14 protein-coding genes and 1 pseudogene are annotated in these 16503 nt (G+C 58.2%); 5 read left to right on the forward strand and 10 right to left on the reverse strand.

The annotated features are described in order from the left end of the window. Positions 1-2757, forward strand: a 2757-nt coding sequence (locus FJ424_RS32740; RefSeq protein ID WP_181183377.1) for an Ig-like domain-containing protein, incomplete at its 5' end; no start/stop codon positions are given. A 98-nt stretch (positions 2758-2855) separates the two neighbouring features. Here the strand turns inward: FJ424_RS32740 and FJ424_RS32745 are convergent. Next, positions 2856-4202: an HlyD family type I secretion periplasmic adaptor subunit gene (locus FJ424_RS32745; protein WP_246677424.1), complete on the reverse strand. Its 1347-nt coding sequence runs from the start codon at positions 4200-4202 to the stop codon at positions 2856-2858. Further along, entirely contained in the window at positions 4189-5958 is a 1770-nt protein-coding gene (locus FJ424_RS32750) for a type I secretion system permease/ATPase (protein WP_140659867.1), read from the reverse strand. Before FJ424_RS32750 ends, FJ424_RS32745 begins: the two co-directional genes overlap by 14 nt. A gap of 271 nt (positions 5959-6229) precedes the next feature. Between FJ424_RS32750 and FJ424_RS34240 the strand changes: the two are divergent. Beyond that, positions 6230-6360: pseudogene (locus tag FJ424_RS34240) on the forward strand (transcriptional regulator); the annotation flags it as partial. A 533-nt stretch (positions 6361-6893) separates the two neighbouring features. On the opposite strand, the gene FJ424_RS32760 reads toward FJ424_RS34240, so the two are convergent. From FJ424_RS32760 to FJ424_RS32770, 3 genes are all read right to left on the reverse strand, one after another. Continuing rightward, positions 6894-7295, reverse strand: a complete 402-nt coding sequence (locus tag FJ424_RS32760; RefSeq protein WP_140659866.1) for a metalloregulator ArsR/SmtB family transcription factor — start codon at positions 7293-7295, stop codon at positions 6894-6896. A 61-nt stretch (positions 7296-7356) separates the two neighbouring features. Next, the gene (locus FJ424_RS32765) at positions 7357-7572 is read right to left on the reverse strand and encodes a hypothetical protein (protein ID WP_140659865.1); all 216 of its coding nucleotides are present in this window, start codon (positions 7570-7572) and stop codon (positions 7357-7359) included. An 11-nt stretch (positions 7573-7583) separates the two neighbouring features. Further along, complete coding sequence (locus tag FJ424_RS32770) at positions 7584-8531, reverse strand: VCBS domain-containing protein (protein WP_140659864.1); 948 nt, start codon at positions 8529-8531, stop codon at positions 7584-7586. A 740-nt stretch (positions 8532-9271) separates the two neighbouring features. Here FJ424_RS32770 and FJ424_RS32775 point away from each other — a divergent pair. Further along, a complete protein-coding gene (locus tag FJ424_RS32775; RefSeq protein WP_140659863.1) occupies positions 9272-9649 on the forward strand; it encodes a MucR family transcriptional regulator in 378 nt (125 codons plus the stop codon). Between the two features lie 1445 nt (positions 9650-11094). After that, positions 11095-11301, forward strand: coding sequence for a hypothetical protein (locus tag FJ424_RS32780; protein WP_140659862.1), 207 nt, complete (start codon positions 11095-11097; stop codon positions 11299-11301). Between the two features lie 93 nt (positions 11302-11394). Here FJ424_RS32780 and FJ424_RS32785 read toward each other — a convergent pair whose 3' ends face one another. After that, positions 11395-12618: a pilus assembly protein TadG-related protein gene (locus FJ424_RS32785; protein ID WP_140659861.1), complete on the reverse strand. Its 1224-nt coding sequence runs from the start codon at positions 12616-12618 to the stop codon at positions 11395-11397. A gap of 165 nt (positions 12619-12783) precedes the next feature. Here FJ424_RS32785 and FJ424_RS32790 point away from each other — a divergent pair, with 165 nt between their 5' ends. Then, positions 12784-13077 carry a hypothetical protein gene (locus FJ424_RS32790; RefSeq protein WP_140659860.1) on the forward strand — a complete coding sequence of 98 codons (294 nt, stop codon included), beginning with the start codon at positions 12784-12786 and terminating at the stop codon, positions 13075-13077. A 141-nt stretch (positions 13078-13218) separates the two neighbouring features. Here FJ424_RS32790 and FJ424_RS32795 read toward each other — a convergent pair whose 3' ends face one another. The 4 genes from FJ424_RS32795 to FJ424_RS32810 all read right to left on the reverse strand — a co-directional run bounded on the left by FJ424_RS32795 (position 13219) and on the right by FJ424_RS32810 (position 15928). Next, positions 13219-13755, reverse strand: coding sequence for a hypothetical protein (locus FJ424_RS32795; protein ID WP_140659859.1), 537 nt, complete (start codon positions 13753-13755; stop codon positions 13219-13221). Between the two features lie 26 nt (positions 13756-13781). Continuing rightward, positions 13782-14414 (reverse strand): AAA family ATPase, encoded by a 633-nt coding sequence (locus FJ424_RS32800; RefSeq protein ID WP_140659858.1) that lies wholly within the window; start codon positions 14412-14414, stop codon positions 13782-13784. A 628-nt stretch (positions 14415-15042) separates the two neighbouring features. After that, positions 15043-15570 carry a hypothetical protein gene (locus FJ424_RS32805; protein WP_140659857.1) on the reverse strand — a complete coding sequence of 176 codons (528 nt, stop codon included), beginning with the start codon at positions 15568-15570 and terminating at the stop codon, positions 15043-15045. Position 15571: 1 nt separating this feature from the next. Next, positions 15572-15928 carry a restriction endonuclease gene (locus tag FJ424_RS32810; protein ID WP_140659856.1) on the reverse strand — a complete coding sequence of 119 codons (357 nt, stop codon included), beginning with the start codon at positions 15926-15928 and terminating at the stop codon, positions 15572-15574. Between the last annotated feature and the right edge of the window lie 575 nt (positions 15929-16503).

A 16503-nucleotide genomic window follows, 5' to 3' on the forward strand; every position in this document is an offset into this window, starting at 1 on the left:
GTCGTTGCCAGCGATGGCACCGACAGCAGCGTCTTGCATAGCGTCACCATCAGCGTCACCCCGGTCAACGACGCGCCGATCGCTCAGAACGACTCGTATATACTCGACACATCTGGCGGTAATACATTGATTATTGCGACGCCGGGAGTGCTCACGAATGACAGCGACGACAACAGCATCACCGCAGTCAAAGATACCAATCCGACTCACGGAAATGTTACCCTGAACGCAAACGGGTCGTTTACTTACACCCGAACTGACAGCTTCTTAGGGACTGACTCATTCACTTATCATGCTACGGACGGATCCCTTTCCAGCGCTCCGGTAACGGTAACAATAACGCTTGCAAATAGCATTACCGGACACACCATCAATTTTGGAAATGGCACCGACGGTGCGAACTTCGCAAATACTACGTTCGATGGAGATACACCTGCACCGGCAGGTAACTGGTCCGTTCTTATGGGGAATGGTCCAGACACGCTCGTGACTGCATGGAATCACATAAACGGCACCACGAGTTATGATGGCGGCAATGGATCGGATACCGTAACTTTGGTGTTTTCGGCAAGCCAGCTAGAGGCAATACTTTCGAACGCGACCTTCGAAAGCGCGCTACAGAATTACCTCGACGGCTCGCCGTCCGGCACACTCAATCTGACGACATCAAGCTGGGGGGCTAGTGTCACCGCCTTTGAGTCCGCTGCCCTTGCGATTGCTCCTGCTTCAGGTGGATTTGTCACCTATTCAGCGATAGTAGCGAACATGCCCGACCTCCTAGCGGGGGTGACCGGCAATGCCTCGGACAACACCCTGGTCGGTACGGCTGCAGGAGAGACAATTTCCGGCAACGATGGAAACGACATTCTCGTTGGCCTAGGTGGTGATGATACGTTGAATGGCGGCAATGGATCCGATTTGCTTCTTGGCGGAAGTGGGGTCGACACACTGACCGGCGGCGCGGGCGCTGATATCCTGGCCGGCGGTTCGGGCAATGATACATTCAAATACACTCTCGCGAACTCCACCGAGTCGAGCAACTCATCCTTCGATACAGTAACCGACTTCACGTCGGGATCTGACCACGTGCAGTTCACGACGGCGACCGGTATCAGCACGGTTCAGGGCGCCTTGGCGACTGGAACAAGTTCCGTTCTGTCGCATCAAACCGCCTGGTTCGTGGACACGGCGAACAACCAGACAATCGTGTTCGCCAATCCGACCGGTGGCGCGCTGTTCGGCGGCAGTGCAGGTCTTATTGAAGTTCATCTCGCTGGAGTGCCTTCGCTTCAGACAAGCGACTTCGTGCTCGGCGGCGCACCTGCCGGTGTGTCCGGACAGGCAATGAATCTCGGGTTGACCGATCCGGCTGTCGATCGCATTGGCGCTGTCTCATTGACAATCGCCGGGGTTCCTGAGAGTTGGAGTTTGAGCGAGGGCATGGACATAGGCAACGGCACCTGGATGGTGCAGGCCAACAACCTCGCCAAGTTGTCGCTCACGTCGCCCGACGGTTACGCAGGTGCCCTCGGCCTCAACATATCCGAAACCTGGACGAATGCCGACGGAAGCATCGGAAGTGGCTTAGTCGCAACCAACGTCGAAGTCTTCGCACCCGGCAATCCCATCTACGCCCTGTCCGCCGAAGATCACCTGACCGGCTCTTCTGGCGCCGATCTGTTCGTGTTCGGCCAGCCGATCGCGGCCGATACCCTGCACAATTTCGATGTTGCGGCAGATAGGATCGACCTGATCGGGTTCAATGGTGTCAGCGGCTTCGGCGATCTCGCTATCGCCGAAGACGGCAGCGGTAACGCCGTGGTCACCGTCGGCTCGGGCGAGACGATCACCGTGCAGGGCGTCTCGGCCTCCGAGCTCGGCGCCGGCAACTTCCTGTTCAATCAGGAGTCGGTCACTCATAATGCCGGCACGACGTCGATCGCCGACGGCGCGATCATGCCGCTCGGCGGGCTGATCGACAACACGGGCACAATCGCGCTCAACGATGCAGGCGCGACTACGCAGATCGAGGTGATCGCCAGCGGCATAACGCTGCAAGGCGGTGGACAGATCATCCTGTCCGACAGCGATGCGAACGTGATCTCCGGCTCGGCCGCCGATGTCACCTTCACCAATGTCGACAACACCATCTCCGGCGCCGGTCAACTCGGCGGCGGCCTGCTGTCCCTGGACAACCAGGGCACGATCATCGCCACCGGCATCCACGCGCTGGTCATCGACACTGGCGGCAGCACAGTCTCCAATTCCGGAACGCTTGAAGCGACCGGTTCGGGCGGCCTGACGGTCAACGGTGCCGTCGCCAATTCCGGACTGATCTGGGCCAATGGCGGTGACATTGCGATAGGTGGTCAGGTTACCGGCGACGGCGACGCCATAATCGGCAACATGTCGCAGCTGGAGTTTCACGCAGCCTCTTCCACCAACGTCACCTTTGCGGCGGATGCTGCCGGCACATTGCAGCTGGACGATTCATTCGATTTCAGCGGAAGCATCGCCGGCATCACCAATGATGACAAGGTGGACCTGGGAGACATCTTGTTCGGCACAGGAACATCCGCCGTCTATCATGTGAACCAGGATGGAAGTGGAGGAACGCTGCTGGTTTCGGACGGTACCCATGATGCCACGCTCCACATCATCGGCGCGTATGATGCGGACAGCTTCACGGTAGCAGACGATGGCACTGGCCGGACCGTGGTTGGCTATCATCCGGCGGACGAATTCCACTTCGTCTGACCGTAGAACGGCCGCAAGGACCAATCTGAAGCGGGCGCCGGATCAAACCGGCACCCGCTTCATATCTGAATTCGGATATTCCAAGGTGCAGGGCGGGCCTATTTCTCGCGGAATGCCCGCTGGAACGAGTCGACCAGTGGCTTGGTGAGATAGGCCAGAAACGTCCGCTCGCCCGTTGAGATGAATGTCTCGACCGGCATGCCCGGATAGATCTGCTCGGGCTTGACCTGCGGTGGCAGCTTGTCGGCCATTTTCAGCCGTACGGTGAAATAGGGCAGCCCCGTGCTGGGGGTAATCAGCCGGTCTGCCGAGATGTAGAACACCTTTCCAGGTACTTTTGGCGTCGTGCGCGCATTGAGCGCCGTAAACATCATGTTCGCATCCTGCCCCACCCGGATCGAGTCGATGTCTTCGGGCTTTATCCTGGCCTCGACGATGAGCTCGTTCGTGGTCGGCAGGAGTTCCATCGCAACCTCTCCCGCTCTGATGACGCTGCCTTGAGAATTGTAGAGGGATCGAACGACGATGCCGTCCACCGGCGCCCGGATCGTCGTCCGGTCGAGAACCGATCGAGCAGCGTTGATTTGTTCCTCGAGGTCCGCGACCTGTGCCCGTGCTTTGTTCATCTCGGTCACGGCATCCTCGACCCGGCTGGTTGTTAGCCGTTCAATCTGTTGACGCGCTTCCACGGTCTGGGTTGCCGAACTGGCGATCTGCGCCTCTAGAGACCCTGCCTGGCCTACCAAGTCGGCGGTGCTGCGTAGCAGATCTGTGTATTCCGAACGATTTGTCAGTCCTCTTTCCAGCAGACGCTTTTTGCGTTCCGTTTCCGCATTGACGATTGCGAGCTGGTTTTCCGCAGCCTCCTTTTGAGCCTTTAGCCCAACAATGGCATCCTGAAGTGCTGCTACCCGTTGCTTCAGAATCCCCTGTTCTGCGGCATAACGCGCTAGCCGCGCCTCAAATTCCTTGCTTTGCTCTCCGAAGACATCGCTATATTCGGAAGCCCCCGAATACGCTCCGAGGTCACTGGACAACACGATTTTCTCAAGTCCGTCCCGCTCTGCTTCAAGCCGCGAAATTTCGGCTTTTTGTGCAACCCACTGCTTCAGAACGCGGTTCAGTTGGGATTGCGCGACCGTCGGATCGAGCACAATCAGAGCCTGGCCTCTTGAGACCCTGTCGCCCTCCCGGACCTTGATGCTGCTGACCACGCCTCCTTCGAGGTGCTGGATCATGACGTTTTGCCCAGCTGCAGCCACTACACCCGGCGCGATCGTCGCTCCCCCAATTGGTGCGGTGGCCGCCCAGAACCCGAAGCCGAGCACGAAAACGGCCACGCTTCCATAGCCGGCAAGCGTGATCCGATCGGTGCGTGTGTCGACGTTGCGCTGCCAGCGATACGCGTTGGCGTCCGCTTGGATGGCTTGGCTAGGAACCATCATTGGCGACCTTTATGTCAACGCGAGCCGGTGACGGGAAAGGCACCACTCCTTCATTGTCATGCGACTGAGCGGTCGCCGCCGCTGCCGCTTGGCCCCGTCGCTGGGCAAGTTGGTCGAGCACGTCCTTGGTCAAACCGTAAATCTCGACCTGACCATTTCTCAGCATGAGGATGCGATCGCATTTGGAAGCGAGGGAGGGCCGGTGGGTGATGACGAGCACGGTCGTTTTTCGTGAACGGGCCTGGATGATCGCCCGCTCGAGCGCGGCTTCGCCGTCGGAATCGAGATTTGCATTGGGCTCGTCGAGGACCAACAGCTTGGGATCGCCGTAAAAGGCGCGCGCAAGGCCAATGCGCTGACGCTCGCCACCCGAGAGGCGAACGCCGGTCGGGCCGATCAACGTCGAATATCCATCCCTCTGACCCAAGATGAGCTCATGCACCTGCGCCTGTTGAGCTGCTTGAACCAATTTCCCGTCAGGCGCATCCGGCTCGAAACGAGTAATGTTCTGGCCGATGGTTCCTGGGAAAAGTTCTACATCCTGCGGAAGGTAGCCAAAATGGCGGCCGAGCTCCTCCGGATCCCAGTTTCGAATATCGCCGCCATCGATGCGGATCACCCCCGAGCGGGGCTCAATGGCACCAACTATGAGACGCGCCAGAGTTGATTTTCCAGCTTGGCTTGGCCCGACGATCGCGACTGTTTCGCCAGCGGGGACTTCAAAGGTCACCCGCTTTATGAGCGGTAGCGAGCCGTCGGCTGAACCTGGAAGATGATAGACTAACTGATCCGCGCTCAACGCTCCTTGGGGCGTTGGCAATGCGACATTTTCCTTTGGTCCGGACCTTGATTGGACAGCTGAAAGCCGCTTCCATGCAAGATTGGCGTCGATGATCTGCCGCCAACTTCCAACGATCTGATCGAGAGGTTGCAGGGCACGCGCGGAAATCATCGAGGATGCAAATATCATACCGGCGGTCATCTCGTTGTGCAGCACCAGATAAGCGCCGACGCCCAATATCGCGATTTGCAGTACCGATCGTGTGGTGCGGGAGACACCACCATAAAATGCGTTAGTGCGAGCGAGCCCATCGGAGGCATGCAGAGAGCCGGAAAAACGAGTGCCCCAGAACTCTATCGCATTGGACACCATGCCGAGTGCGCGGACCGTTTCGAAGTTTCGCGCGAAGGCCTGCGCCGAATTCATTGCGGCCCCAAGATTCTCCGCCGCCTCCTTGCCAGGCCGCGAACTCGCGACTTGGTTCAGCACGGCAACGGATACCATGAGAACCGCCCCGACGACCGTTACAAGGAACAGCAACGGGTGGATGAAATAGAGGAGGCCCACGAAGATAGGCCCAAAAGGAAGATCGAAGAGAAAGAAGATGGTTCGCGAGGCGATAAATCCCCGCAGAGTGGCGAGGTCACGCAAGGCTTGAACATCGCCGAGTCCAGCGCGTGGGCCACTCATTGCGGCGAGAAAAGACGATGTGCCCAAAGAGACATCCAGGCGTGCGGCGAGTCGGCTCGCATACACACCCCGTACGACTTCGAGCACGCCGAAAAGCAAGAGCGATGAGAGTGCAAGCAAGGTGAGGTAAGTGAGGGTATCCAGGTTGGCGGCGGGCAACACCCGGTCATAGACCTGCAGCATATAGAGAGGCAGGATCAGCACGAGCGTGTTCATCACTGCGGAGAAGAGGCCCATTTCGACCACGCTTCTCGATAGCACCATTCGGTTTGTAGAACTGGACATGCCCGAAATTGCCCCCCAGGGAATGCACGCACATTAGGCGATCTTTATATATCATTCGAGGTTGTCACGCTATCGGCTGCGATTCTTTTGAGAGCCATAGTAAAGAGGGCGGACGCCGACTGAGGCGCTCCGCCAACAAAATCGATGCATTTGAGGGATGCTCGCCGGCTGCTGCGCGCAGATAAATCAGGCTCTCGATCAACTGGCTCGACAACCCTGATGTCCTTCCCCTTCCTGCGCCGGTTGCGGTGACCACACTTCTCTACCGGCCTTGATCAAAACGGCGCCGCGACGGGCCAATCTGATCGGACTGACGGCAGACATTGTCTTTGCCTATGTCAGCCAAAATCCCATGCCGGTCGCTGGGTTGCCAGACTCATCGCGTCAATCCATTTGTCGCTGACAGGCCTTGATCAGTCCGATCTAGCGGAACTGCCGAAAGCGGAACCAGCCACCACATCCCAGATTTCGGGCACTCCGGTGTTTCGACCAAAGGATTCACCGCCACATGCCGGATGCACACTACCGCGACGCGCCAGAGCGCGCCCTTGACCTCGTAGACCGCAACGACATTAAGAACATTGTGAACCGCATAAGCACGTCACAGCGCAATCTGGTCTTCTGTGAACTTTTCGTTTTGCAACTCGGTCGAAAAGCGTGCACAGACGGCCGCTCGGCTCATGTATCGGAAGCCTTCTTCCGGCTGTGATCGGCATCAATGGCGTAACTTCGGTCAACCGAAACGCCGATGGGCAAGAGACGATCGCGCCTGGCATCGCCGACGGCAAGCGCTTCGCCGAACTTAAACATTGTCTGCAAAGCTCCCCGGCGTTACCGCAGGACCGTTTTGCAGAGGATAGACCATCGCATTTGTTTGTTCCGGCTGCGCCAAAATTGCGGCGGGCAACGCTCGTTTGTCGAGTCAATCCGATGGGCTACCTTGATCGCCTCTTACTGCGAGGTCGGTGCGGAACCCCAGATGGGAATGCTGGGAGCTCGTTATTTCTGGCCAGATCATCAAGCAGCCTGATGATAGCCTTGGCTTCTTCGGACTTGCAGGAATAATACCGCCAGGAGCCTTCGGCGCGGCACTCGAGAACTCCATGTTCGACGAGCTCTCTTAGATGTAGCGAAATGGAGTGCTTAGTGCAGCCCACTGGGGAGAGCAGGTCTGACACCGTTCTTTCGCCATCCATCAAATGAATGAGCGTCAACAGGCGCTTGTCGTTGGCGATGGCAACAATCAACCGCGCCGCGTCCGCCACCCGTTCGCGAAAGGAAAGGCGCTTGGTCGGACGCCGCGGATCCGCAAGACCTTGTCTAACATATGCAGTCATGCACGGGCCTCCGACCCCAGCGAACCAGAAGCACCACGACGCTTCTCTAGTCAAGCATATGCTAAAAAAGTCCAGTCTCCGACATCACCGGGATGCCAGCCCTTGGCGTCATGTGGTTGGTGATCATGACAATGCGCTTGGTGGTGAGGTCGAGCTCATCGGCGAGCTTGGGTAGACCGAGAACGCGTTGACCGGCATAGGCCAGAGGTAATTCACCCGCGAGCGCCAACGGCGGCTGGCCGCTATAGTCGGTGCCCTTGAACACCGCCGAGACCACATGTACGTCCGTCAGATCGACATCGCCGAAGGCGATGGTGCCTGTGGCGGTCTCGGTGGGGCCTCCTCGGTGACAGCTCCGACGAGGGTGGCGGCGCCAATCACCGGCGCGTCATTGGTGCCGGTGATGGTGATGACGACATCGCGGGTGACGACGCCGCCGTGCTGGTCGTCGAGCGTGACCGTATAGGTCTCGTCAACGACCTGCCCGGCCGCCAGTTTGTCGAGAGCCGAATCGGCGGCACTGAAGGTCCAAGTGATCAGCCCGCCTGAACCGGTGCCGGTGGTGTCAGTTGTCTTCACCGCGTTGAGCGAGCCAAGCTGGCCGCTGTAGTCGGTTCCCTTGAACACCGCCGAGACCAGATGCACGTCGGTGAGATCGACGTCGCCGAACGCGACCGTTCCGGTGGCGGTCTCGGTGGGGATATGGGCGTCCTCGGTGACGCCGCCGACGAGCGTGGCTGCGCCGATCACCGGCTGATTATTGGTGCCGGTGAACTGAATCGTGGTCGTGGCCCAGCTCAGCGTGCCGTTGCCGAGCTGAATGGCGTAAGTAAGCTTGTCGGTGAGAACCTGGCCCTGCGCAAGCGACTGCAGCAGCGTGTTGATATCGGCCGTATTGTAATGGATCGTGCCATCGCTCGCAATCCAAATGCGGGCTCCGAGAAAGCTTGTGTCGGTGGTTCCGGCAAGCCCGGCGTTGCCGTTGGTGGCGGAATATGTGGTGTCGCGGATAAGCAGATCCGACGGGGCAGGGGTTTTGGTGGTCGTCGAAGCGCTGATTGAGTTGTCGATGGAATAGAGTAGCTTCGCAGCCCCACCTAGGTCGTTCGCCAGGACATTAAGGATCAACACGCCAGTCGAATCTTCAGAGAAGTAGAAAGCGTCGTCCTTAGCCCGCGGTGTGTTCGAAAAGGAAACAGTCGTACCACCCGCATCGGCGATCTGCTGAGTTGCCATTTTTTATCCCCCCAGACCGGCGCGCCTGGCGCCCGCCCATTTGCCGTCCGCAAGACGGCAGACCACCCCATGCCGAAAACATCGGCGTCCAATTTGGGAAGGAGAAACGATTTGCCCTTCAACTAGGCGCAACTCAACAGTTTCCGCGAACTGCCATCGCGGATCTGCAGTTACCACACGGTCGTGGCTACGACGGCTTAGTCGCCGCGGCTTTCCCCTACCCCAGTAGCGCCTAACTCGTTGTTGCCGGTCGGGAGATAATTTGCGCTACCTTTATATTAGGATATTATTAACTCTGCCCAGGCATGCGTCAACGGGCAATTCGATAAACAGTTAATGACGGCAGACGTACCTGTACGACACGTAGGGTAGACTGGCTTAAATGTTTCCGAAGTTCAAATGGTCGCCCATGAATGGGCTGGGACATTCCTGCTCTGCTAGCCGTCGTGGCAGCATCAAGTCGGAGCAAAACCGTTTCTAGCCAGGCGCGGGTACAAGTAGAATTCTGGGGCCCTTCGCGATCGTGACAATCAGCCAACGACGCCAGCTTAACTATGCACCGGAAACTTGCCCACGGTGTCGGACCGCCCCAACACCAGGTTCAGGACGACGATCGCCGGGACGGAGCAGGTGCCTAGATCGCGCCGCCCCCACCACATAGCCCTGATCGGTTCCCAGCACTGGCATTTTGCCGAAAATCGACTAAGAGATTCAGCCAATTTGTGAGCGGGGATATTTGCATGTCCGACGGGAATAACGAAGACCCGCCCGAACTGATCGGGGACGCGAACTCGTCGCTGTCTAAGGTCGGGCAGCTGGCCGAATCCGAGAAGCCCGCCCAGGTCCCCGCCGTCAATCCCATGCAATCGGTCTTCCCTGAATACATCATCTGTCTCGAGGACGGTAAGCGGTATAAATCGATGAAGCGCCATCTGCGTGTGCACTACGGCCTGACGCCGGAGCAGTATCGTGAGAAGTGGGGCTTGGGGCTCGACTATCCGATGATGGCCCCTAACTCGGCGGCTCAACGGTCGGCCTTGGCGAAGTCCAACGGGCTTAGCCGCCATCCTGGGATCAAGCCCGTGACGATCGCCAGCAAAAAGCGCTCGACCCGTTGATTTCCGGGCCTGCCCGTTCTGCGCAAGGAGCGATGCCAGGAGCCTTAACCCAGAAACCGATTGGTTGCGGGAGCCCCTGCGTAACCTTCTCTAGGAAAGCCGTATCGATGCCAGCGACGACAGCGATCTTTTCTCAGATCGCTTCAGAAAGCTCTAGGCAACGCTATGCCCAGGAACTGTGTGATGCCCGCTCGGCGCGAAGCGAAACTCAAACGGAGGAAATGCGCGCTCGTGAGATGGAAGCTAGATTGATGGCAGCGACTAGCGGAAGGCGGGCTATCCCGGTCTACACTCACCGTGATTATCCTCTCATCCTGGGACTGTCAGCAACGGGCGAGCTGCCATCGACCTGGGAGGAGTGGTGGGAAGGTTTCAAAGCTTTCGAGGCCAAGGAACGGCACCAGGGTGTGCTTGTCACAAGGGTTCGCATCCACGCAGGTAAGTTCAAAGCCTGGTTGCAGGCGAACTCGCTTACGTCATCGGAACAGACTCGGCAGCAGTACGCGCTGCGGCGCTTGGAGATGAAGCGAGCCCGGAGGACAGCGCGGCGCGCCGCGGAACTGGCGCCATTTGGCGGGTGGCCACAGGTTCCGGAACCGTCGCCGTCGCCTTGGCCGCATAGGGCGATAATGGTGTTAGCATATGTCCTACTGGCGGTCGTGACAGGGGCTGTGCTGATCATCCTCGAGGATGCCTGGCAGGGCTGGGTCACGCGTGATTTGCCCACTTGGCCGCTGGACTTTAATCACGATGCGGCAATCCGCTTGGGGTCCTACATAGAAGAGCACCGCCGCCCGCCAACTTGGGCTAGGTACGTGGTTCGCGCCGCTGAGCGGACATCGAACTGCCCGCCAAGCTATGTTGGATATTCGCGGAGCCGGCTTTCTGTGCCACCACCCGTCGGCCGGAGGTCAAAAAGTCGGCGCCCCCCTCAAACGCAAAAACCGCCCCGGTTAGACCGGGACGGTTATTGATTTATGATGAAAGTGGTTGCGGGGACGCCCAGCCACTGAAACCGACATTCGCTGGTCGTCGACTTTTGACCGTGGCCGTGGACTCCGAGATGGCGCAGATACCCGGAAGTCGCCACCGATTCCTGGTTTGTGAACGACTGCCAAACCGAATGCGTACCGCGTTATCGCCGCATTCCAGCTTCACCAATCGTCTCCGCTAGCCTCCAGGGACCGGCCTCCCAATGAATGTTCGAGATGACTGGACTGGGGCCGTAAGAAGACTGTCCGGTCTAACACATGGGCAGAAAACGGACGATTCTGTCTATCTCTCCTGACAGATTTTCGGGTCAGCGGCGATCCGGTTGAAGGCGAATTCGGCAAGCATGGAACTCTCCCTCAAAAGCTCCTCGTACGCAGACCGAATTTTTGCTCCTCCTGCCAATTGAGAACAAGCATGTGCTAATGTACCGTGCCGGGCTGGAAGGGCCCTCAATGCTCAAGGCACGACAGAAGCCAAAGAATATCTATCCGAACGCCGACCGCTTCGGAGTGGATGGCCGGCGCCTCTACAGCGCCTATGATGCCGCAGCAATAGCGCGACGGCCTCGGCAGATATGGGTCAAGCGCATTCGACTTGCCGCCATCATGCTCGCCCTCATCGCCGCGATCGCCGTCGTCGGCGCGTTGGTGCTACACTAGGCTTTCGTTCGCTTCGGCGGGATGCGAAGTGACCAGCCTGACCGCGGACAGCTTGACCGTGATCCCAAGATCCTTGCTGCTGATCCCGCTTCCCTACTCGACAACCGCAACGGACTGCGCAGCCGGAATGTCCTTCATCCCAAGGCTGGAGCAATTCTGGTTTATGGACGTGTTGCCTGACCACTGAATGGTGTCAGCAACGACTTGGGTGCAGCCGTTCTTTCCCGAGAAATTGCCGAGATAGTTGACCTGCTGGCGAGGGAAATAAATCGCGCCGGTCAACAGGGAGGCAGCGTTCCCGTTGAAGTTGCTCGATGCCGAATTGCCCGTTCTATCGCCATAAAATAGCACCCCCGAATACGTCCCCGACGTTGGCGCGCTCAGCGTGACTGTGGCGTTGCCGTTGATGGTCACCGTCGAACTACCCTCCATGAAGATAGTCACTCCGCTGCCCGAGACGGTCGTGTTGCCGTTGATCTTCAGGTTGCCCTGGACGACATAGACACCTGGAGAAAGCGTGACATTGCCCTTGGGGCTCATTCCGCTGCAGTAAGTCCCTGGGCTGAGCGTCGGCGCGCTATCGCTCAGGCATTGCCCTGAGGCTGCTGGTGTCGGCAGGCCGGCATAAGGATCGGGCGCGGGCAGTGCTTGAGTAACCGGAGCCGGGCAGATCGTAGTCACTGGATTGCTCAGCGAGACGCCGCCGGTCGACATCAGGCAGTCGGCCTGCAATGCCGCCGATCCCTGAAGCTTGATCGCGTCTGAAGCGTCCGAGTCGGCCATGATCGAACAGCCGGTGAGCTTGAGGCTGCTGTTTCCCGAGAACAGCGCCGCCTTCGAGGCGGTCGCATTCAGCGCCAGCACACAAGCCTTTGACGAGCTCTTGATCAGTGCAACTGACCTCGCCTGCTCGGGTACTTTGCCCCGGGTGAAGATCGAGGTGAATATCCGGTCGAGGTTCTGGCTGACCATCACCTCGACTGCGTTCTTGGCGGTGTTCGCACCCGATTTCGGCGGGATATTCACGACGATGGTGCCCGTGCCGAGGCCATTGTCGGAAGCCGCCTGGACCGCCGCTGCCGTGATCGTCTGCGTGTTCGATCCTGCGACCTTCTCAAGGGCGCCGGCATAGGCCGCTGCGTCTGCGATCGCCTGCAGCTTTAGGCTTGAATAGTACCAATAGGACGTCTCGACGCCTAGCCCTGCGCCGCCGACCACGATCGGCAAGGTGAGCGCGAATATGGTGGCGACGTTCCCGCCCGCCTCACGGCGGATTTTCCGCATTGAGTCCCAAATGCGCGCTTTGGTTACCATCATGTATTAGTAGGCTCGCATATGTGAAGGAAAAGCTAATGATGCGCGGGCCTGCAGTGTCTATGCCTTGACGCCGGAGCAGCGGAAGGGCTGGACGCCTTGTCCGTGACCTTGCGAATAAGTCGTGACCTATGCATCATGTCGCGCACGCATCTAGCGAGGCGCGAAATGCTGGCACGTTCCCCTTTTACAGAAGTCGAGATCGCAGGCATCGGCACATATCGCCTGCCCAATGTGTGGCGACTCCGACGCATCAAGCGCCTTCGCGGCGATGCCCGGCACATCGCGCGCCTGGCGCTCGGCTCCGTCATGGCCTTTGCCCGGACGACCGGCACCGACTTAACGCGCCGTCCAACTGATGCCATCAAAATCGACATCGAGCGCGATCGGCCTCGAATTTACAGGTTCCGCAACGAGGCGACCACCCTGATGGGTTGGGTCCAGGCGCAAAGCTGCCGTTGAAATCGGATTGCGCACGAGAGGTGCAACATTGCAAATGACGATGTCTGCTTCTGGGTGCAGGGAGAGGCTCATTGTAGGCCGACGCGATCCGATCCGCAGGCTTGCGTCGCATCAGACCCGCGAGTTCGATGGCTATCGACCTCAAGAAGTGGCGACGCTCGCAGCGTTGATCGCCGGCACTACCTCCTTGATAGCATCCCTGAGTCCCGGCTTTTTCGGATCCTTTATTGCTCTTACCGCCCATGCTGCAAAGACGTCCTTGCGGACTCCGCGGAGGTGAGCGGCAGTGGCGACTACATGGCTTTTACGATCATAGACGCGAAGCAGCGCTGGTATGTCATCGTCGGAGATAGCCTTGTTGATCGCATCGCGAATTTCCTTGGCTAAAGCGGCCACGTTGATCGATGCGATGCGGGACGTGAGTTGGACACCGAGTTCGCCCTCGTCCTCCACATCTTCGAAGCTAACTATTTTGAGTGCGCGATCGATCCGTCGCCGACAATGCTCCACTACGATCGCACTTTGAATGTCCGGCCTCGCCGCCTCAGCGAATAGGTCTGCCTTCAACTTCGACAGGCGAACAGCCTTCTCCTCCACGTCGTGCGAATCGTAATCCAAGATAGCATTGGCGACGCTTGGCAGGAGAAAGAGATTCTCGACTTCCGAGACGGGCAGCACGGAGATGTTGTCGGCGGCGAGACTGGCTACCTCCCCTCCGTTCGAGAATCCGCATCCACAATGCCAGCGCAGGAGATCCTAGTGAGGGAGGCGTTCGCTCGCATCGTCCGAACCGACCGGATGACCTCCTCGCACCCCCCGCGCGGCACAACAGTCAGATCGGGGTAGCAGGCTCGATAAATCGCAAGGTCAAGGCTGGAACCGTCACCCTCCACAAACAGGATTGGACGGCGGCTACCAAGAATCAAAGTCGTGAGTTGCTCGTCGAATCCGCTGTCCTCAGGGACCTCCTCGATGGTCCAATTTGCTGGAGCCACGAATGATCGAACAACGAGCTTCCGACCGGTTCTGGCAGCAGCAAACTCCAAATCGTGGGTGATCAGGACGAACGCACAGTCGGGCCGGCTTGCCTCCAGTTCATCCCAAAGACGCCCAAGCACAGCACGATGAACGTGCAACTCAGGTTCGTCAAATATGATGACACCTAGCGGAGCGAACAACACTTGGCCGATCATATAGAAGATAGCCCGCTCGCCGTCGCTCATTTGTGCTGCACTGTAAAGTGCTGCATCTCCCACGCCCATAGGCTCAACCTGAATATCATCAGCAGTAATGATCAGTCGCTTGGTGGGCAGCACTCGCTCCCACATTGCCGTCATCTGCTTGAATTTCGTCTTTGCGGGCTCGTTAACAACGCCTCTGTAACGCTCGTTTAGCTCTCGTACGGCGATATTGTTTTGCTCGGCATAGAGCCACTACAGCAAAGCGTCGAAGTCGTTAAGAAGGTGCGTGGAGGAATTAGATTGCCAACGATTTCCTAAGCGATAATTTGGGATGTCATGCAGGGCGTATTGTGTTATTTGGGGAGTATCGATCCCAGACAATAGTTTAAATCTGCTCTGGTCCTGGCTCACCTTAACGACACTAGGGTGAGAGTGAGCGCCCGGTGAGCGCTGACGCGGTGTGCGTCGAGGCCGCCCTGCACCTCTGGCCAACTTGCCAGCCGCGTCTTGCCACTGCCATTAGCGCCAACAAATATCGTCGTTTCGCCTGCGCTGAGCTTGAGTGGAAAGTCTGCGCTCGGGATGCGCAATTCTAGCGGGAGGGGCATGTATCCAAAATGGCATTGTGTTGGTGACCCGTCTAGCGCCCGAAAATGCGATTAGGTGGACCAGAGGCTTTTGGGGCTGAAGCTTCAACGTGGAAGGCTGATGATGAAATCCCAGATGCGCTTGTCGAGGAAGTCTTCGGCCGCACCTTCCTGTGAGCTGAGCTTCAGCATTGCGATCAAGTCCGCGTTTGCGAGCAAGATGATGAGCTTGCCCGACTCCTGCATAGCACCCTGAGCGGCGCGGATTGCGGCATCGTTCGCGCCGAGGCGTGCGACAAGTAGGCATACGGTGCAAAGAGCCCGGAGAACAGATACCGCTCAGTCGAGTAGATCTGATCCGGGCCTATTTCATCAGAGTAGTTCTTGCACTCGAATAGGATCGCTTTTGTTCGGAAATCCTGCCTAAGACTGTCCCAAAAGTGGTTACCCGCCTTTATACGGCAGATGAAGTCGTAGCGGTTTCCGCCGTCGGTCGTTGTTGCCTGCTTTTCAAATCCGTAGAGGGTAGGGTCGAACAGCTTTATCAAGACTGCCATACAGAGTGCTTCATACTCACTGGGAGAGATGTCGTCGCCGTCGATATGAGCTTGCAGCCGAGTGCTGAGCGCCTCGCTTTCCGCGTCGACCGCAAGTGGCGGCTGCCGCTCCCAATAAATTCCCACAGCTTCTTCGCTAAGTCCGAAACGGAACCGCCTGTCGAGCAAGCTACCGAGCATCCCAGGCCGATACATCCAGTTGCTCTTCTGACCACGCTTTGGCTGCCGGCGTTAGTTCCGAGCCCAACACGATGATCGGCTTCGACATGCCCTCCACTGTGGCGAGGAGCGATCGCAACCTTTCCGCATCATTCCGCAGTTTCATCATTGCCGACTGCGGCCGGACGACAGAGACTTCCACCGGGGATCGCTGACCGTCACGTTCGACCAGTAGATCGATTTCGGCCCGTCCAATCCGGGCGGACTGGGTTACTGAGTACCCCAGTTTTGAGAAGAGTTGGGCCACCAAGTCCTCAAATGCGAAACCCCGGTTCGTAGCTTCGCGGCGCGACAGTTCGACACCCATTTTTTCCCCCGCGCATGATCAAGTCTCAACTTCAGGCTGGTGGCAAGTTTGAACAGCGTCCGGCAACGCCCTAAAGGGCAAGACGTTGCTCGCACCGCCGGCCGCACCGCATACCGCTGAGGAAATCGCCAAGATGAACAGCACCACCATATGAGTCTTGTAAGCGGTGGCGAGGCAATTCGCGAGATGGTTGAACGTTAGATCATTCGTACGGGACTGTGGCTTTCTGGCCATCGTTCCAAGAGACTGGTATGCGGCAGTTGCCGCAATTCGTCGTCCCGGTCGCTACGTTCGCTTATGAACGGCGGCAAAGTTTGCCTCTACGACCGAGAAGAGGCGCAAAGCGGCCGATTCGCGTGACCGGTTCTAGACTAGCGTGCCGCGACACTTCCCTGACCGGCCTCTATGAGGGGGCACGACTACCAGTGCAGCACACTCTTTGCCACCCGCCTCACCAGCTTCATGTGGATCAAAGGTCACTCGCGCCTCTCGAAACGCAAAAACCGCCCCGGTTAGACCGGGACGGTTATTGATTTATGATAAAATTGGTTGCGGGGACAGGATTTGAACCTGTG

Source organism: Mesorhizobium sp. B3-1-8 (assembly GCF_006439495.1).
Lineage (GTDB): Bacteria > Pseudomonadota > Alphaproteobacteria > Rhizobiales > Rhizobiaceae > Mesorhizobium.

Coding starts and splice junctions, on each gene's coding strand:
- FJ424_RS32745 (WP_246677424.1), bottom strand. CDS start 4,202: ATGATGGTTCCTAGCCAAGCCATCCAAGCGGACGCCAACGCGTATCGC.
- FJ424_RS32750 (WP_140659867.1), bottom strand. CDS start 5,958: ATGTCCAGTTCTACAAACCGAATGGTGCTATCGAGAAGCGTGGTCGAA.
- FJ424_RS32760 (WP_140659866.1), bottom strand. CDS start 7,295: ATGACTGCATATGTTAGACAAGGTCTTGCGGATCCGCGGCGTCCGACC.
- FJ424_RS32770 (WP_140659864.1), bottom strand. CDS start 8,531: ATGGCAACTCAGCAGATCGCCGATGCGGGTGGTACGACTGTTTCCTTT.
- FJ424_RS32775 (WP_140659863.1), top strand. CDS start 9,272: ATGTCCGACGGGAATAACGAAGACCCGCCCGAACTGATCGGGGACGCG.
- FJ424_RS32780 (WP_140659862.1), top strand. CDS start 11,095: ATGCTCAAGGCACGACAGAAGCCAAAGAATATCTATCCGAACGCCGAC.
- FJ424_RS32785 (WP_140659861.1), bottom strand. CDS start 12,618: ATGATGGTAACCAAAGCGCGCATTTGGGACTCAATGCGGAAAATCCGC.
- FJ424_RS32790 (WP_140659860.1), top strand. CDS start 12,784: ATGCTGGCACGTTCCCCTTTTACAGAAGTCGAGATCGCAGGCATCGGC.
- FJ424_RS32800 (WP_140659858.1), bottom strand. CDS start 14,414: ATGACGGCAATGTGGGAGCGAGTGCTGCCCACCAAGCGACTGATCATT.
- FJ424_RS32810 (WP_140659856.1), bottom strand. CDS start 15,928: ATGGGTGTCGAACTGTCGCGCCGCGAAGCTACGAACCGGGGTTTCGCA.